The organism is Comamonas squillarum (genome assembly GCF_025309455.1).
GTDB lineage: Bacteria > Pseudomonadota > Gammaproteobacteria > Burkholderiales > Burkholderiaceae_C > Comamonas > Comamonas squillarum.
Genome location: NZ_CP104377.1, coordinates 2,877,243 through 2,891,931, shown reverse-complemented (window position 1 = coordinate 2,891,931; position 14,689 = coordinate 2,877,243). Strand labels below are relative to the sequence as shown.

Annotated in this window: 16 protein-coding genes and 2 tRNA genes; 14 read left to right on the top strand and 4 right to left on the bottom strand. The window is 61.6% G+C overall.

What is annotated here, in order from left to right; translation table 11 throughout:
- The first annotated feature begins 8 nt into the window (after positions 1-8).
- The 9 genes from secY to N4T19_RS13335 all read left to right on the top strand — a co-directional run bounded on the left by secY (position 9) and on the right by N4T19_RS13335 (position 5,185).
- Positions 9-1,328 (top strand): preprotein translocase subunit SecY, encoded by a 1,320-nt coding sequence (secY, locus tag N4T19_RS13375; RefSeq protein WP_021028316.1) that lies wholly within the window; start codon positions 9-11, stop codon positions 1,326-1,328.
- A gap of 93 nt (positions 1,329-1,421) precedes the next feature.
- Positions 1,422-1,535, top strand: a complete 114-nt coding sequence (rpmJ, locus tag N4T19_RS13370) for a 50S ribosomal protein L36 (protein WP_003050535.1) — start codon at positions 1,422-1,424, stop codon at positions 1,533-1,535.
- A 22-nt stretch (positions 1,536-1,557) separates the two neighbouring features.
- The gene (gene rpsM, locus N4T19_RS13365) at positions 1,558-1,923 is read left to right on the top strand and encodes a 30S ribosomal protein S13 (RefSeq protein WP_021028317.1); all 366 of its coding nucleotides are present in this window, start codon (positions 1,558-1,560) and stop codon (positions 1,921-1,923) included.
- Positions 1,924-1,941: 18 nt separating this feature from the next.
- A complete protein-coding gene (rpsK, locus tag N4T19_RS13360; RefSeq protein ID WP_021028318.1) occupies positions 1,942-2,343 on the top strand; it encodes a 30S ribosomal protein S11 in 402 nt (133 codons plus the stop codon).
- Positions 2,344-2,425: 82 nt separating this feature from the next.
- The gene (rpsD, locus tag N4T19_RS13355) at positions 2,426-3,049 is read left to right on the top strand and encodes a 30S ribosomal protein S4 (RefSeq protein WP_021028319.1); all 624 of its coding nucleotides are present in this window, start codon (positions 2,426-2,428) and stop codon (positions 3,047-3,049) included.
- A gap of 119 nt (positions 3,050-3,168) precedes the next feature.
- The gene (locus N4T19_RS13350; protein WP_116926314.1) at positions 3,169-4,164 is read left to right on the top strand and encodes a DNA-directed RNA polymerase subunit alpha; all 996 of its coding nucleotides are present in this window, start codon (positions 3,169-3,171) and stop codon (positions 4,162-4,164) included.
- A gap of 104 nt (positions 4,165-4,268) precedes the next feature.
- Positions 4,269-4,655, top strand: coding sequence for a 50S ribosomal protein L17 (rplQ, locus tag N4T19_RS13345; protein ID WP_021028321.1), 387 nt, complete (start codon positions 4,269-4,271; stop codon positions 4,653-4,655).
- 167 nt (positions 4,656-4,822) lie between these two features.
- Positions 4,823-4,899: transfer RNA gene (locus tag N4T19_RS13340), tRNA-Met, on the top strand.
- Positions 4,900-5,108: 209 nt separating this feature from the next.
- Positions 5,109-5,185, top strand: a tRNA-Met gene (locus N4T19_RS13335).
- Between the two features lie 154 nt (positions 5,186-5,339).
- On the opposite strand, the gene N4T19_RS13330 is transcribed toward N4T19_RS13335, so the two are convergent.
- Complete coding sequence (locus tag N4T19_RS13330) at positions 5,340-5,753, bottom strand: VOC family protein (protein WP_116926315.1); 414 nt, start codon at positions 5,751-5,753, stop codon at positions 5,340-5,342.
- Between the two features lie 154 nt (positions 5,754-5,907).
- Here N4T19_RS13330 and N4T19_RS13325 point away from each other — a divergent pair, with 154 nt between their 5' ends.
- The gene (locus N4T19_RS13325; RefSeq protein ID WP_260718261.1) at positions 5,908-6,852 is read left to right on the top strand and encodes a PhaM family polyhydroxyalkanoate granule multifunctional regulatory protein; all 945 of its coding nucleotides are present in this window, start codon (positions 5,908-5,910) and stop codon (positions 6,850-6,852) included.
- 112 nt (positions 6,853-6,964) lie between these two features.
- Complete coding sequence (locus N4T19_RS13320; protein ID WP_260718260.1) at positions 6,965-8,185, top strand: FIST signal transduction protein; 1,221 nt, start codon at positions 6,965-6,967, stop codon at positions 8,183-8,185.
- Here the strand turns inward: N4T19_RS13320 and N4T19_RS13315 are convergent.
- Entirely contained in the window at positions 8,182-8,934 is a 753-nt protein-coding gene (locus N4T19_RS13315; protein WP_116926318.1) for a helix-turn-helix domain-containing protein, read from the bottom strand. The genes N4T19_RS13320 and N4T19_RS13315 overlap by 4 nt on opposite strands.
- Positions 8,935-9,025: 91 nt before the next feature.
- Between N4T19_RS13315 and N4T19_RS13310 the strand changes: the two genes are divergently transcribed.
- Genes N4T19_RS13310 through N4T19_RS13300 form a run of 3 tightly spaced genes read left to right on the top strand, consistent with a single transcriptional unit; the run spans position 9,026 to position 12,234 of the window.
- Positions 9,026-9,880, top strand: coding sequence for a hypothetical protein (locus N4T19_RS13310; RefSeq protein ID WP_133248159.1), 855 nt, complete (start codon positions 9,026-9,028; stop codon positions 9,878-9,880).
- Positions 9,881-9,935: 55 nt separating this feature from the next.
- Complete coding sequence (locus tag N4T19_RS13305; RefSeq protein WP_260718259.1) at positions 9,936-11,912, top strand: MFS transporter; 1,977 nt, start codon at positions 9,936-9,938, stop codon at positions 11,910-11,912.
- Between the two features lie 28 nt (positions 11,913-11,940).
- On the top strand, positions 11,941-12,234 hold the full coding sequence (locus N4T19_RS13300) for a DUF333 domain-containing protein (RefSeq protein WP_182343733.1): 294 nt from the start codon (positions 11,941-11,943) through the stop codon (positions 12,232-12,234).
- Between the two features lie 98 nt (positions 12,235-12,332).
- On the opposite strand, the gene N4T19_RS13295 is transcribed toward N4T19_RS13300, so the two are convergent.
- Positions 12,333-13,241: a dienelactone hydrolase family protein gene (locus tag N4T19_RS13295; RefSeq protein ID WP_116926322.1), complete on the bottom strand. Its 909-nt coding sequence runs from the start codon at positions 13,239-13,241 to the stop codon at positions 12,333-12,335.
- Between the two features lie 151 nt (positions 13,242-13,392).
- Positions 13,393-14,598: an ABC transporter substrate-binding protein gene (locus N4T19_RS13290; RefSeq protein ID WP_021028330.1), complete on the bottom strand. Its 1,206-nt coding sequence runs from the start codon at positions 14,596-14,598 to the stop codon at positions 13,393-13,395.
- Positions 14,599-14,689 lie beyond the last annotated feature (91 nt).

The following is a 14,689-nucleotide window of genomic DNA, read 5'->3' as shown; positions in this document are numbered from 1 at the left end:
ATTCATCAGTGGCTACGAACACCGCAACTATTGCAAAGACCGGTAAATACGGCGATCTGCGTCGTCGTTTGGTTTTTCTGTTGCTGGCGCTGATCGTCTACCGCATCGGAGCTCATATTCCGGTGCCTGGTATCGATCCCAACCAGTTGCAGCAGCTGTTCAATAGCCAACAGGGTGGCATTCTCAACCTGTTCAACATGTTCTCGGGCGGAGCGCTCTCGCGCTTCACCGTGTTTGCACTGGGGATCATGCCGTACATCTCGGCATCGATCATCATGCAATTGATGACCTACGTCGTCCCGACATTCGAACAGATGAAGAAGGAAGGCGAAGCCGGCCGTCGCAAGATTACCCAGTACACCCGTTACGGTGCATTGGCGCTTGCGCTGTTCCAATCGCTCGGCATTGCCGTGGCGCTGGAAGGCACTGCCGGTTTGGTCCTCAGCCCTGGTTTCGGGTTCCGTCTCACCGCTGTGGTCAGCTTGACTGCCGGTACGATGTTCCTGATGTGGCTGGGTGAACAGATCACCGAGCGTGGTTTGGGCAACGGGATCTCGATCCTGATTTTCGCCGGTATTGCTGCGGGTCTGCCCAGCTCCATCGGTGGATTGCTCGAATTGGTGCGTACTGGTGCGATGAGCATCATTGCCGCGATCTTCATTGTTCTCGTAGTGGCAGCCGTGACGTACTTCGTCGTGTTTGTCGAGCGTGGACAGCGCAAGATCCTGGTGAACTATGCGCGCCGTCAGGTTGGAAACAAGGTGTATGGTGGTCAGTCTTCGCACTTGCCACTGAAGCTGAACATGGCTGGTGTGATTCCGCCCATCTTCGCTTCGTCGATCATCTTGCTGCCTGCCACTGTTGTGAACTGGTTCAGCGCTGGCGAATCGATGCGTTGGCTCAAGGACATTGCTAGCACGCTGACTCCTGGTCAGCCCATCTATGTGATGTTCTATGCCGCAGCGATCATCTTTTTCTGCTTCTTCTATACGGCCTTGGTTTTCAACAGCCGCGAAACGGCCGATAACCTGAAGAAGAGTGGTGCCTTTATTCCCGGGATTCGACCAGGGGATCAGACAGCACGTTATATTGATAAGATTTTGGTGCGTTTGACGCTTGCGGGTGCTGTTTACATCACCTTCGTGTGTCTGCTGCCAGAGTTCTTGATCCTGAAGTACAACGTTCCGTTCTATTTCGGTGGCACTTCCTTGTTGATCATCGTCGTGGTGACCATGGACTTCATGTCCCAGGTCCAGAACTACATGATGTCTCAGCAGTATGAGTCGCTTCTGAAGAAGGCGAACTTCAAGGCCTCAGCCAAAAACTGAGATCGACAGGAAAGTGTGCCCTCCAGTCTGTTCGGGCTAAATATTTGAAATGCCGTCACAGACTGGAGCGGATGGAAGTTTTAGGAGAATGAAATGAGAGTTTCAGCTTCGGTAAAGAAGATTTGCCGTAACTGCAAGATCATCCGTCGCAAGGGTGTCGTACGCGTGATCTGCACCGACCAGCGCCATAAGCAGCGCCAAGGTTAATCTAAAGTATTAGAGGACACAAATGGCACGTATTGCTGGTATTAACATCCCTCCGCACAAGCATGCGGAGATCGGCCTGACCGCTATCTATGGCATCGGTCGCACCACCGCTCGCAAGATCTGCGAAGCCGCTGGTATCGACTACGCCAAGAAAGTCAAGGACTTCACGGACGCTGATCTGGAAAAGATCCGCGACGCAATCGCTCACCTGACCCTGGAAGGTGACCTGCGCCGTGAAACCACGATGAACATCAAGCGTTTGATGGACATCGGCTGCTACCGCGGTTTCCGTCATCGTCGTGGTCTGCCCATGCGTGGTCAGCGTACCCGCACCAATGCCCGTACCCGCAAGGGTCCGCGCAAAGGCGCAGCGGCTTTGAAGAAATAAAGAGATTGAAGGTACACAATGGCTAAGTCTCAGAACAACGCAGCTGCACGTGTACGTAAGAAAGTTCGCAAGAACATTTCTGACGGCATTGCACACGTTCACGCTTCGTTCAACAACACCATCATCACGATCACCGACCGCCAAGGCAACTCGTTGTCTTGGGCTTCGTCGGGTGGCCAGGGTTTCAAGGGCTCGCGCAAGTCGACGCCTTTCGCAGCCCAGGTTGCTTCCGAAGTGGCCGGCCGTGCTGCCATGGAACAGGGCATCAAGAACCTGGACGTCGAGATCAAGGGCCCAGGCCCAGGTCGCGAGTCTTCGGTGCGTGCTCTGGGTGCACTGGGCATCCGCATCACGTCGATCTCCGACGTGACGCCAGTCCCGCACAACGGCTGCCGCCCTCAAAAGCGTCGTCGTATCTAACTCACCATAAGCCCACCGCCGCCAGTGCATGGTGCTCTGGCGGCTCCCGCATTTATGCGGTAGCTGAAAAAAGGATATTCAAGTGGCACGTTTTATTGGCCCTAAGGGCAAACTTTCCCGCCGCGAAGGCGTAGACCTGTTCTTGAAGAGCGCACGTCGCTCGATCGCGGACAAGGTCAAGCTGGACACCAAGCCAGGTCAACACGGCCGTACCTCCGGCACGCGTACCTCGGACTACGGTCTGCAACTGCGTGAAAAGCAAAAGGTCAAGCGCACCTACGGTGTGCTGGAGAAGCAATTCCGCCGTTACTTCGCTGAAGCTGATCGTCGCCGTGGCAACACCGGCGCGAACCTGCTGAGCCTGCTGGAAAGCCGTCTGGACAACGTGGTGTATCGCATGGGCTTTGGCTCGACCCGCTCCGAAGCGCGTCAGCTGGTGTCCCACAAGGCCATCACCGTGAACGGTCAATCCGTCAACATTCCTTCCTACTCGGTGAAGGAGGGCGACGTGGTGGCGGTGCGCGAAAAGTCGAAGAAGCAAGCCCGTATCGTTGAGTCGCTGCAACTGGCTGGTCAAGTGGGCTTCCCCGCTTGGGTGGACGTGTCGGCTGACAAGGCTGAAGGCGTCTTCAAGAAGTCTCCAGACCGCGATGAATTCGGTGCTGACATCAACGAATCGCTGATCGTCGAATTGTATTCTCGTTAATTTCACGGTCGTTTTCGACTGCGAAAGTGTATCCGTCCCAGAACCGCGAGGCATCGCGGTTCTGGTGCTTCACCAGCCTTACCGGTGTAACGAGCCGGGGGTATTGAGAGGAAGTTTGCATGCAGACCAATTTGCTGAAACCCAAGACAATTAACGTAGAACAGCTGGGCCACAATCGCGCCAAGGTAGAGCTGGAGCCGTTTGAACGCGGCTACGGGCACACGCTGGGCAATGCGCTGCGTCGTGTTCTGCTGTCCTCGATGGTGGGTTATGCAGCGACGGAAGTGACCATTGCAGGTGTGCTGCACGAGTACTCGTCTATCGACGGCGTCCAGGAAGATGTGGTCAACATCTTGCTGAACCTCAAGGGCGTGGTGTTCAAGCTCCACAACCGTGACGAAGTGACGCTGAGCCTGCGCAAGGATGGCGAAGGCGTGGTGACGGCTGCTGACATTCAGACGCCTCACGATGTAGAAATCATCAACCCTGATCATATCATCGCCAACCTGTCGCAAGGCGGCAAGCTGGACATGCAGATCAAGGTGGAAAAAGGCCGTGGCTATGTGCCCGGTAACGTGCGCCGCTACGGTGACGAGTCGACCAAGTCGATCGGCCGCATTGTGCTGGACGCATCGTTCTCGCCGATCAAGCGCGTTAGCTACACGGTCGAATCCGCCCGTGTGGAGCAGCGTACCGATCTGGACAAGCTGGTTCTCGAGATCGAAACCAACGGTGCCATCGCTGCAGAAGATGCAGTGCGCTCGTCGGCCAAGATCCTGGTGGAGCAACTTGCCGTGTTTGCGCAGCTCGAAGGCGGCGCATTGGATGTGTTCGACCAGCCAGGTGGCCAGGCGCGCAACAACGCCACGTTCGATCCGATCCTGCTGCGTCCTGTGGACGAGCTGGAACTGACCGTGCGTTCTGCCAACTGCTTGAAGGCCGAGAACATCTACTACATCGGTGACCTGATCCAGCGCACCGAAAATGAGTTGCTCAAGACCCCGAATCTGGGTCGCAAGTCGCTCAACGAGATCAAGGAAGTGTTGGCTTCCCGTGGTCTGACCCTGGGTATGAAGCTTGAAAACTGGCCACCAGCCGGTTTGGAAAAGCGTTAAGTTATAATGGAGAGCTCTCCCAATGGTGGGGGAGCTCAATCGTAGTGCGTCGAACAGTACCTGATACGGCTGTTTGATTGAATCAATCTAAAAGGAAAAGCACCATGCGTCACGGACACGGCCTCCGCAAACTGAACCGCACCTCGTCTCACCGTAAGGCGATGCTGCAAAACATGATGAATTCGCTCATCGAGCACGAAGCCATCAAGACCACCGTTCCTAAAGCCAAGGAACTGCGCAAGGTGATCGAGCCCATGATCACGCTGGCCAAGGTGGACACCGTGGCTAACCGCCGTCTGGCTTTTGACCGTCTGCGCAGCCGCGACAGCGTCACCAAGCTGTTCAACGTGCTGGGTCCTCGCTCGGCCAACCGTCCAGGCGGCTACACCCGTATCCTGAAGATGGGTTTCCGCGTGGGCGACAACGCGCCTATGGCCTATGTTGAACTGGTGGACCGCGCTGAAGAAGCCGGTGATGCCGCAGCAGAATAAGCCCTCTGCAGGTTCCGACTGAAAAAGCCCACTTCGGTGGGCTTTTTCTATGGCGCTGCGCCTTTGCCGATCGCTGCAAGCAGCGCTTGAGGCCCTCATTCCACAAATAGTTTTCCAAATGATGACAAAGCGCTTCGCATTAAGGAAAACCCGAGCTATAATGCAAGTGCGCGATGGAGCAGTCTGGTAGCTCGTTGGGCTCATAACCCAAAGGTCGGAGGTTCAAATCCTTCTCGCGCAACCAGAACATCAAAAGCCAGCTTTCGAGCTGGCTTTTTTGTGCCTGGCTGCCGGGCAGCACCGTTGCGGACTGGGCTGGTCAGCCTGAAAAGTGGGCCGGTAAGGCCGCCGCTTTGATCCCGCCAAGATTGCTATAAAAGTCGAAGCGCAAAAAATATACGCTAAAAGCGCATTCGTCCAAAATGCAGTACCAAAGTCGCGCTATAATTGCGGTGCGCGATGGAGCAGTCTGGTAGCTCGTTGGGCTCATAACCCAAAGGTCGGAGGTTCAAATCCTTCTCGCGCAACCAGAACACCAAAAGCCAGCTTTCGAGCTGGCTTTTTTGTGCCCGTTTCTCAAGTACCGATGGACACCAAGTCTGATCGCTGCGCTAGCCACCACAGGCAGGGCGGCAGCAGCGCTTGCCCCGCCTCAGATGCTCCTGGCGGGGCCACAGCGCCCCATCAATGCGCGTACAACTGCGCCAGCGAGCGAAAGCCTTTGACCTCGATCGGGTTGCCGCTCGGGTCGTAGAAGAACATCGTCCATTGCTCGCCGGGCTCGCCTTCAAAGCGCACCTGGGGCTCGAGCACAAAGCGTGTGTTGGCGGCGCGCAGGCGCTCGGCCAGCTGCTTCCAGTCCTCGAGTTTCAGCACCAGACCGAAGTGCGGCATCGGCACCTTGTGGTTGCCCACCAGGCCGGTATTGCTGGTCTCAAAGGGTTTGCCCAGGTGGCAGGAGATCTGGTGGCCAAAGAAATCAAAGTCCACCCAGCTGTCGGTGCTGCGGCCTTCGGCGCAGCCGAGCGTGTCGCGGTAGAAGTGGCGTGCAGCATCCAGGTCGTGCACATGGAAGGCGAGATGGAAAAGGCTCTGCATGGTGGCGGGCTCAAAAAGGCAGGTTGCAAGGGTGGTCGTACGCAGCCGCAAGCGATTTATCACATAGGCAGGGGCTGCACAATCCGCTAAGCTGTGCAGCATACACCCTGGCATTGCACACGCGGCCGACGGCCCAACTCCTGGAGACAACACCATGCAAGACTCCGCCCCGTCTTTCAACCCCTTTGCCCCCGGCTTTGATTTTCTGCAAAAGCTCGCAGCGGGCGGTAGCTCCAAGCCTTCTGCGGCCTTTGCGCAATGGCAGGAATGGGTGGCGCCGACGATGAATGTGCCGGACCTGGAAAAGCGCATTCAGGAGCTCAAGACCGTGCTGTTCTGGCTGGAGCAGAACCAGCGGGCGCTGGCCGCCACCATCCAGGCGATGGAAGTGCAGAAGATGACCTTGTCGGCCTTGCAGACGATGAATGTGCCGGTAGAGAACTGGGCCAGCACCATGGTGCAAAGCTGGCAGCAGTTTGCCCAGAGCACGGCTGCGCAGGCGCAACAAGCGGCAGCGGTGGCGCCAACAACCACCGAGACGCCCAGCCCCGCCCCTGCAGCCGCAACCACACCCGCGCCCGCGCCCGCACCGGCCGCTGCCGCAACAGAACAGCCCGAGAAATCTGAACAGGCCAGTGCCGCCGCCGCTTCGGCGACCGACCCCATGCAGTGGTGGGGCGCGCTGACCCAGCAGTTCCAGCACATCGCCCAGCAGGCTGTGCAGGATGTCACCGAGCAGGCGATGGTCCATGCAGCCAGTACCCAACGGGCGGCAGCCTCCGCTGCGCAGGCGGTGCGCAGCACAGCCCAGGAGATGGCCGAAGCCGGCAAGGCGGCGGCCAAGGCCGCGATGGGCCAGCAGACATCGGCCAAGCGCAGCGCTGCTGCGGCAGGCCGCAGCAAGGCTGCCACAGCAGCTGGTCAGAAGACCAGGAGCGGGCCGCAGGCTGGCGCAGGAAGCGGCTCCAGCAAGCCAGCACCCCGCAAGGCGACACCGTCCAAAGGCGCAGGCTCTGCCAACGGCGCCCGCCAAGCCGCCCCAAGCAAGGTCGCCTCACGGAACGCCGCGCCCCGCAAGCCTTCCTCCGGCCAGCGTTGAGCCAGCAAGAACGCTTGAGTGATCGTGATTTTTTAGCGCGGGACTGGGCCGGCAGCCGCGCAGCAGCAGGTTGTTGACAATGGCAGGCACAAAGCTTTTTCCCTATGGTCATGTGACCCATCCCGACTGGCGGATGGCTGTGGCGCTGGTGGTGGCGCAACTGAGAGGCCGCATGGCCCAGGCGGGCTATGCCAGCGCGCCCAACCTCGGCCTGGTGTATTTTACGGATGCCTTTGCACGCCATGCGCCGCAGTTGCTGGAGGCCTTGCAGGACGAGTTTCCGCAGATCTGCGACTGGAGCGGCTCGGTCGGCGTTGGCGTGATGGCCTCGCATGCCGAGTACCTGAACGAGCCGGCGCTGTCGGTCATGCTGCTGGAGCTGCCTGCCCATTCCTACCGCCTGTTCTCAGGCATTGCGCCGCTGCCGGTGGCGCCTACATCGCCCTGGGACCGCGCGCTGGTGCATGCCGATGCGGGCCTGCCGGATTTTGCAGAACTGCTCGAAGAGCTGGCCGCGCGCACGCGCGCTGGCAGCGTGCTGGGCGGCCTCAATTCCGAGGCGGTAGCGCCGCTGCAACTGGCCTGGAGCAAGGCGCTGGGCCCCAGTCACAACGGGGTGCTGCGCGGTGGGCTTTCGGGCCTGGCGTTCTCTGCCGATGCCGGCGTGGTGCAAGAGCTGACCCAGGGCTGCCAGGTGATGGGTGCGCGCATGCGCATCACCGCAATGCAAGGCCATGTGGTGCTGGCTTTGGATGGCCGGCCCGCGCTCGATGTGCTTGAGGAGCTGATGCCGGTGCGGCTGGATGCGGACCCCGAGCGGGCCACCCGCACGATGCGCCATATCCATGCCGCGCTGGAGCCGCATGCGCCCGAATCGGCTGTGCATGCCGGGCAGCTGGGCTCGGAGGCGCGCGTGGTGCCGCTGGTGGGCGTGGACATGGTCAGCCGGGGCATTGTGCTGTCAGAGCAGGCGCAGCCCCAGCAGTACCTGTGCTTTTGCCAGCGCAACCTGTCGGCGGCCCGCGCCGATTTGCTGCGCATGTGTGCCGAGCTGCAAGAGTCGCTGTCCCCCGCCGAGGCGCAGACAGGCCTGCCGCTGGGCGATAGCGCCCTGGGTGATGCGGCGGCCGGCCGCCGCATTGCGGGGGCCGTCTACATCAGCTGCGCTCAGCGGGCGAGCCCCTATTTCGGCGTGCCTGGTGCCGAGCTGGAGCTGATCCACCATGTGCTGGGCGATATCCCGCTGGTGGGCTTTTTCAGCCAGGGCGAGATTGCCGGCCAGCAGCTGCACCGCTATGCCGGTGCGCTGATGCTGTTTACCCAGGCGGCTTAACGATTGCCACCCGGCTGCAGGCGCCGCATTTCGGTAAACACCGACAGCTCCCAACTGCGCATCGCCAGCAGCAGGGTATAGCCTTCGCGCTCCTTCTCGGGCAGGCGCTGGTCGGTCAGGTGCTGTTGGGCAAAATCCTGGGCCACGCGCTGCAGGCGCTCCAAAAAGGCGGGGGCCAAGGTGCGGCTGATGGCGCCATGCACGAGCATCAAACCCTCTCCGGATTTGTCGAACGTGCCCGAGAAATAGTCGTGCACCGCGTTCTCGCGAAAATACTCCATCACCGGGCCATGCGGGCGCCAGCGGAAGGTCTTGGCCAGCTTGAGCCGGTAGCGGTTCATCGGGCGCAGCTCGATGATGCCGATGCGGTCGAGCTGCGCCAGGTACTTGATGCCCTCGGCCTCGCTCAAGCGGTAGGTGGCCAGCACCTGCTCCAGCGTCCACTGGCTGAGCACGCAGATGGCCATCAGCAGCAGCTTCTTGTCTGCCACCACCGCCTGCTCCTGCTGCTGCGTCAGCTCCTTGATCAGCGGCTGGTTGTCGGCCACGCGGCGTGCCAGGTCGGCAAAATCGAGGCGCAGCACATGGCAGATGGCATCGATGCGCGACAGCGGCATGTCGCCCTTGGCCAGCATGCGCTTGACGCTGGACTCGGCCATGCCCAGCGCCTCGGCCAGGTCTGCATAGGTCATTTGTGCGGCTTTTAGCTCTTTTTTCAATGCCAGTACCAGATCGGCGGTGGTGCTCATGGGTATCGTCCTGTCATACTTTGGGTGCCATCATAGGGGATCGCGCCGGGATTGCGAGACGCTCTGGCGCGCCAGCGGCACAGTGCAGGTCATGACTGATACCTCCCAACCTCCAAGCCCCCGCAGCCTGGCTGCGGAATGCGTGCTTTACGCCTTCTATGCCGCCATGCTGGCCCTTGCCTGCCTGGGGCCCTATGTGCCGCAGGCGGCCCATTACCATGACTTCGCCGATCAGCGCCCGCTGCTGGGCCTGGCCAACGCGGCCGATGTACTGAGCAATCTGCCGTTCCTGCTGGTCGGCATCTGGGGCTTGTTGGCGAGTGTCAAAACACCCGCTGACACCTTGCGATCCCAAGGCGCGCAGCCCTGGTTGCTGCTGGTGTTTGGCGGTTTGGTGCTGACTGCCGTCGGTTCGTCCTACTACCACCTGCTGCCCGGCGATGTGCGTGTCTTCTGGGACCGCATGGGCATGGTGCCGGTGTTTGCCGGTGTGCTGGGCCTGGCGCTGCAGTCGCAGCTGAATGCCCGCGCCGCCTGGCTGACAGCACTCGCCGTGCTGCTGGGCGGGCCACTGGCGCTGTGGATCTGGTTGCAGACCGGGCAGCTGCTGCCCTGGGCCGTGTTGCAGGGCGCTGGCATGGTACTGCTGGTGGTAGTGGCGCTGTGGCAGCAGCGCAGCCCGCCGGCCGCGCCACTTATCCGCTGGCCCCTGGCGGCCGTTGTGGCCTGGTATGCGCTGGCCAAGCTGTTCGAGCTGGGCGATGCCGCCGTCTGGGCCGGCAGCGGCCATCTGGTGGCCGGCCATGCGCTCAAGCACCTGGCCGCTGCGCTTGCGCTGGTGCCACTGTTGCGAACGGCGCTGCAAGCGCGCCAACTGGCGTGCCCAAACCGCGCGTCCGCAGGCACAATCGGGGACGGCGCGCTGGGGGCAGTGCGTTTGCGCTGAATGCCCGGTACCGACCACCCCCACCGCCCTTGATCCGCCAGGAGATGCTTGTTCCATGAACCGTCCACATGCCCCGTCTGTGCCTGCCTTCGATGCGCCAGACCACCCCAACCAGTTTGCCTTGCTGGGCCAGCGCCGCTTTGCCCCCTTCTTCTGGACCCAGTTTGCCGGGGCCGCCAACGACAACCTGTTCAAGTTCGCCTTCACCGTCATGGTGACCTACCAGCTGCAGGTGGCCTGGATGCCGCCTGCCATGGCCGGCCTGGTGATCGGGGCCTTGTTCATCCTGCCTTTTCTGCTGTTCTCGGCGACCTCGGGGCAGCTGACCGACAAGTACGAAAAGCACCGCATGATCCGCTTCGTCAAGGACCTGGAGATTGGCGTGATGCTGATCGCTGGTGTGGGCTTCTGGATCGAGAGCCCGGCTGTGCTGCTGGGCTGCGTGTTCTTGATGGGCCTGCATTCCACGCTGTTCGGGCCGGTGAAGTTTGCCTACCTGCCCCAGGTGCTGCGCGACGATGAGCTGACCGGCGGCAATGGCATGGTCGAGATGGGCACCTTTGTCGCCATCTTGCTGGGCAATGTGGTGGGTGGGCTGCTGGTGGCTCTGCCCGGTATCGGCCATGCCGCGGTGGGCGTGGCCTGCCTGGGCCTGGCGGTGGTGGGTCGCCTCACCGCGCAAGGCGTGCCGGTGGTGCCGGCCACCGACCCGGGCCTCCAGATCAACTGGAACCCGGTGAGCGAGACCTGGCGCAACCTGAAGTTGGCGCATGGCAATGTGGTGGTGTTCCGCTCGCTGCTGGGCATCAGCTGGATGTGGTTCTTTGGCGCGGTGTTTCTGAGCCAGTTCCCCAGCTTTGCCAAGGAGGTGCTGCATGGCAATGAGCATGTCGCTTCGCTGCTGCTGGTGGTGTTTTCCATCGGTATCGGCCTGGGTTCGCTGCTGTGCGAGGTGCTCTCGCGCCGCCAGGTGGAGATTGGCCTGGTGCCCATTGGCACCATCGGCATGAGCGTGTTTGCGATTGACCTGTACTTTGCCTCGCGCGGCCTGGCGCAGCCGGCCCAGGCCTGGACGGCACTGGGCTTCATCAGCCAGCCGGCGCACTGGCGCGTGATGGCCGATCTGGCGCTGCTGTCGCTGTTTGCGGGCCTGTACAGCGTGCCCATGTATGCGCTGATCCAGCTGCGCAGCCAGCCCACGCACCGCGCCCGCATCATTGCGGCCAACAATATCTTGAATGCGCTGTTCATGATTGCCAGCTCGGTGATCGCTGGCGCCTTGCTGGGCGCGGGCTTCACGGTGCCGCAGATTTTCCTGTTCACCGGCATTGCCAATGCGATTGTCGCCACGTACATCTTCTTGCTGGTGCCTGAATACCTGCTGCGCTGCATTGCCTGGCTGGTCACCAACCTGGTCTACAGCTTTCGCGTGCAGGGCGCGCAGCACATCCCCACCAGCGGGCCGGCGCTGCTGACCTGCAACCATGTGAGCTTTGTCGACCCCATTTTGATGATGGCCGCCAGCCCGCGCCCGATCTACTTTGTGATGGACTACCGTATCTTCCGCACGCCCCTGCTGGGCTGGCTGTTCCGCCTGTGCAAAGCCATTCCGGTGGCGCCCCGCAGCGAAGACCCTGCCGTCTACGAGGCCGCCTTTGCCCGCGCCGCGCAGGTGCTGCGCGAGGGCGATCTGCTCGCTATCTTTCCCGAGGGCGGCATCACCCGCGACGGCGAGCTGCAGGCCTTCAAGGGCGGTGTGATGAAGATCCTGGAGCAGGCCCGAGCCGATGGGCTGGACGTGCCCGTGGTGCCGATGGCACTGACCAACCTCTGGGGGTCGTTCTTCAGCCGCATCGAGCCCCAAGGCGCGATGACCCGGCCGTTCCGCCGAGGCTTGTTCAACCGCGTGACCTTGCGCATTGGAGCGGCCAGCCCGGCTGCCGAGTGCTCTGCCGAGCAACTGCGCCAGCGCGTGGGCGAGTTGCTGGACCAGGAGGGCGGCCATGGCAGTGGCTCGCCCGCTTTGGGATAATGCAGGCTGGACAACGAATGGCTTTGTGATGACCTCTTTATCGATTCTGTGCAAAAGCGTGGCAGCCCTGGTGGCCGTGTCCGCCCTGGCCGCCTGCAGCAGCTCTTCGGGCCTCAAGCCGCTGCGTGACCCCGACGAGAAGGAAGCCGCCTCCTACGCCACCACCTATGCCGGCCCGCGCAGCCCTGCATCGGCCTACTGCGTGCAGATGGGCGGCTCCTTGCTCAACACGCCCAAGGGCAAGAACACGGTGTGCAAATTCCCCGACGGCAAGGAAATGGACCCCTGGGACCTGTTCTGGCGCGACAACCCGATGAACTGAGGACCGCAACGTGACTATAAAAAACCCTGCCAGCGCATGGTGCGCTGGCAGGGTTTTGTCTTGCGGAGCCTGTGGCGGGCTAGGCGGGGCTCAGGGGTTTAGATGACGCCATGCGTCTTGAACCAGTCCTGCATGCGCTTCCAGCCGTCATCTGCCGCATCCTTGCGGTAGCTGGGGCGGTAGTCGGCATGGAAGGCGTGGCCCGCTTCGGGATAGACATGAAAGCTCGATGCCGCAGCGGCGGCATTGCCTGCGGCACCGGCCTTTTGCAGGCTTTGCTTCATGGCCTCCACGGACTCAAGCGGAATCCCCTGGTCCTTGCCGCCGTAGAGGCCGAGCACGGGGGCCTTGAGCGCGCTGCTGAGGTCAATCGGGTGCTTGGGCTGCAACTCGCTGGCAGCGCCTTGCAGGCGGCCATACCAGGCAACACCGGCCTTGACCTTGCCGGTGGCGGCATACAGCCAAGTGATGCGGCCACCCCAGCAAAAACCGGTGATGCCGGCGCGGCTGGTGTCGCCGCCATTGTCCTTGGCCCAGGCGAGGGCGGCGTCCAGGTCCTTGATGACCTGGGCATCGGGCACTTTGCTGACCAGCTCGCTTTGGAGCTGGCTGATCTCGGTGTACTTGCGTGGGTCGCCCTGGCGCGCAAACAGCTCGGGCGCAATGGCCAGGTAGCCCAACTGGGCCAGGCGGCGGCAGGTGTCGGCGATGTAGTCGTGCACGCCAAAGATTTCCTGGATCACCAGCACCACCGGCAGGTGGGTCTTGCCAGCAGGCGCTGCGCGGTAGGCGCTGACCTGGAAGCCGTCAACCGTGTACTGGATCGTGCCGGCCGTCAGACCGGTATCGGGGGTCTTGATGGCGGTTTGCGCCATCACTGGCACCGCTGCTGCGGCGTAGCCTACGCCCAGCGCCATTTGCAGGGCGCTGCGGCGGGTGCTGCCGGCCAAGGTGGCGCGGCCAGGGAGAAGGGAGTCGAAATCGGCATTGCTGGGAGTCTGGGACATAGGATTTCCTTTTCTGCGGATGGCAGGCCCATTATGGGGGACGATAAAAAACAGCCCGTGACAAGGTGGCTGGCGCGCCGGCGCCGCCGTGTTCATGCAAGAAAAATGCCTGGCATCGCCAGGCATCGTGGTGGTGGTGGCTGGGCTCAGATCACTTCCACAGCGCGCACTTGGTTTCTTCCTTGGTCGTGAACACCTCGTCACCCGGCAGCTTCTTGACGATCTTGTAGTAGTCCCAGGTGCCCTTGGATTCCTGCGGGGTCTTGACCTGGACCAGGTACATGTCGTGGATGTAGCTGCCGTCGGCGCGCAAGGTGCCCGAGCCAAAGAAGTCGTCCATCTTCATGCCGCGCCAGGTCTCCATCACCTTGTCGGCATCGGTGGTGCCGGCGGCCTGCACGGCCTTGAGGTAGTTCATCGTGGCCGAGTAGTCGGCGGCCTGGATTTCGGTGGGGCGGCGCTGGGTTTTCTTCATGTAGGCGTCCGCGAACTTGCGCGTTGCGTCGTTCATGTCCCAGTACCAGCTGGTGACGAACTGCATGCCGGCGGTGTTCTTCAGGCCCAGACTGTGGATGTCGCTGTAGAAGACGAGCAGCGGCGCGATTTTCATCGACTTGTCGATGCCGAATTCCTTGGCCGCCTTGATGGCGTTGATGGTGTCGCCGCCGGCATTGGCCAGCGCCAGCACCTGGGCCTTGGAGCTTTGCGCCTGCAGCAGGAAGGACGAGAAGTCGGAGGCATTGAGCGGGTGGCGCACGGCCGCAGCCACGGCGCCGCCCTTGGCCTTGACGACCTTGGTGGCATCGGCTTCCATCGCATGGCCAAAGGCATAGTCGGCGGTCAGAAAGAACCAGTTCTTGCCGCCGTTGTCGACAATGGCGCCGGCCGCACCCTTGGACAGCGCCACGGTGTCATAGGCATAGTGCACGGTGTAGGGCGTGCAGGCCTCGTTGGTCAGCGCCGAGGTGCCCGCGCCATTGTTGATCATCACGCGCTTTTTCTCATCGGCCACCTTGGCCAGCGCCAGCGCCGTGCCCGAGTTGGTGCCGCTGAAGATCATCGTCAGGTTCTGCGTGTCGATCCACTCGCGCGCCTTGCTGGCGGCGATATCGGCCTTGTTCTGGTGGTCAACGACCAGCATTTCGATCGGCTTGCCCAGCACCTTGCCGCCAAAGTCGTCAATCGCCATCTGGATGGCGGTGGCGCCACCCTTGCCTTCGAGGTCGGCATACAGGCTCGACAGGTCGGAGATATAGCCGATCTTGACCTTGTCCTGTGCATGGGCCGTGCCCATGGCGGCGGTCAAGCCCAGCAGTCCCAAGGTGGCCAAGGCTTGCGCCAGGCGAGTGCGTTGCATAGTTGCTCCTAATGTTTATGGTGTTGTCTCGATGCGGCAGCCGCATGGACCCGATACTGGCATGCACAGCGCTGGGTGGTATTGGGACAAT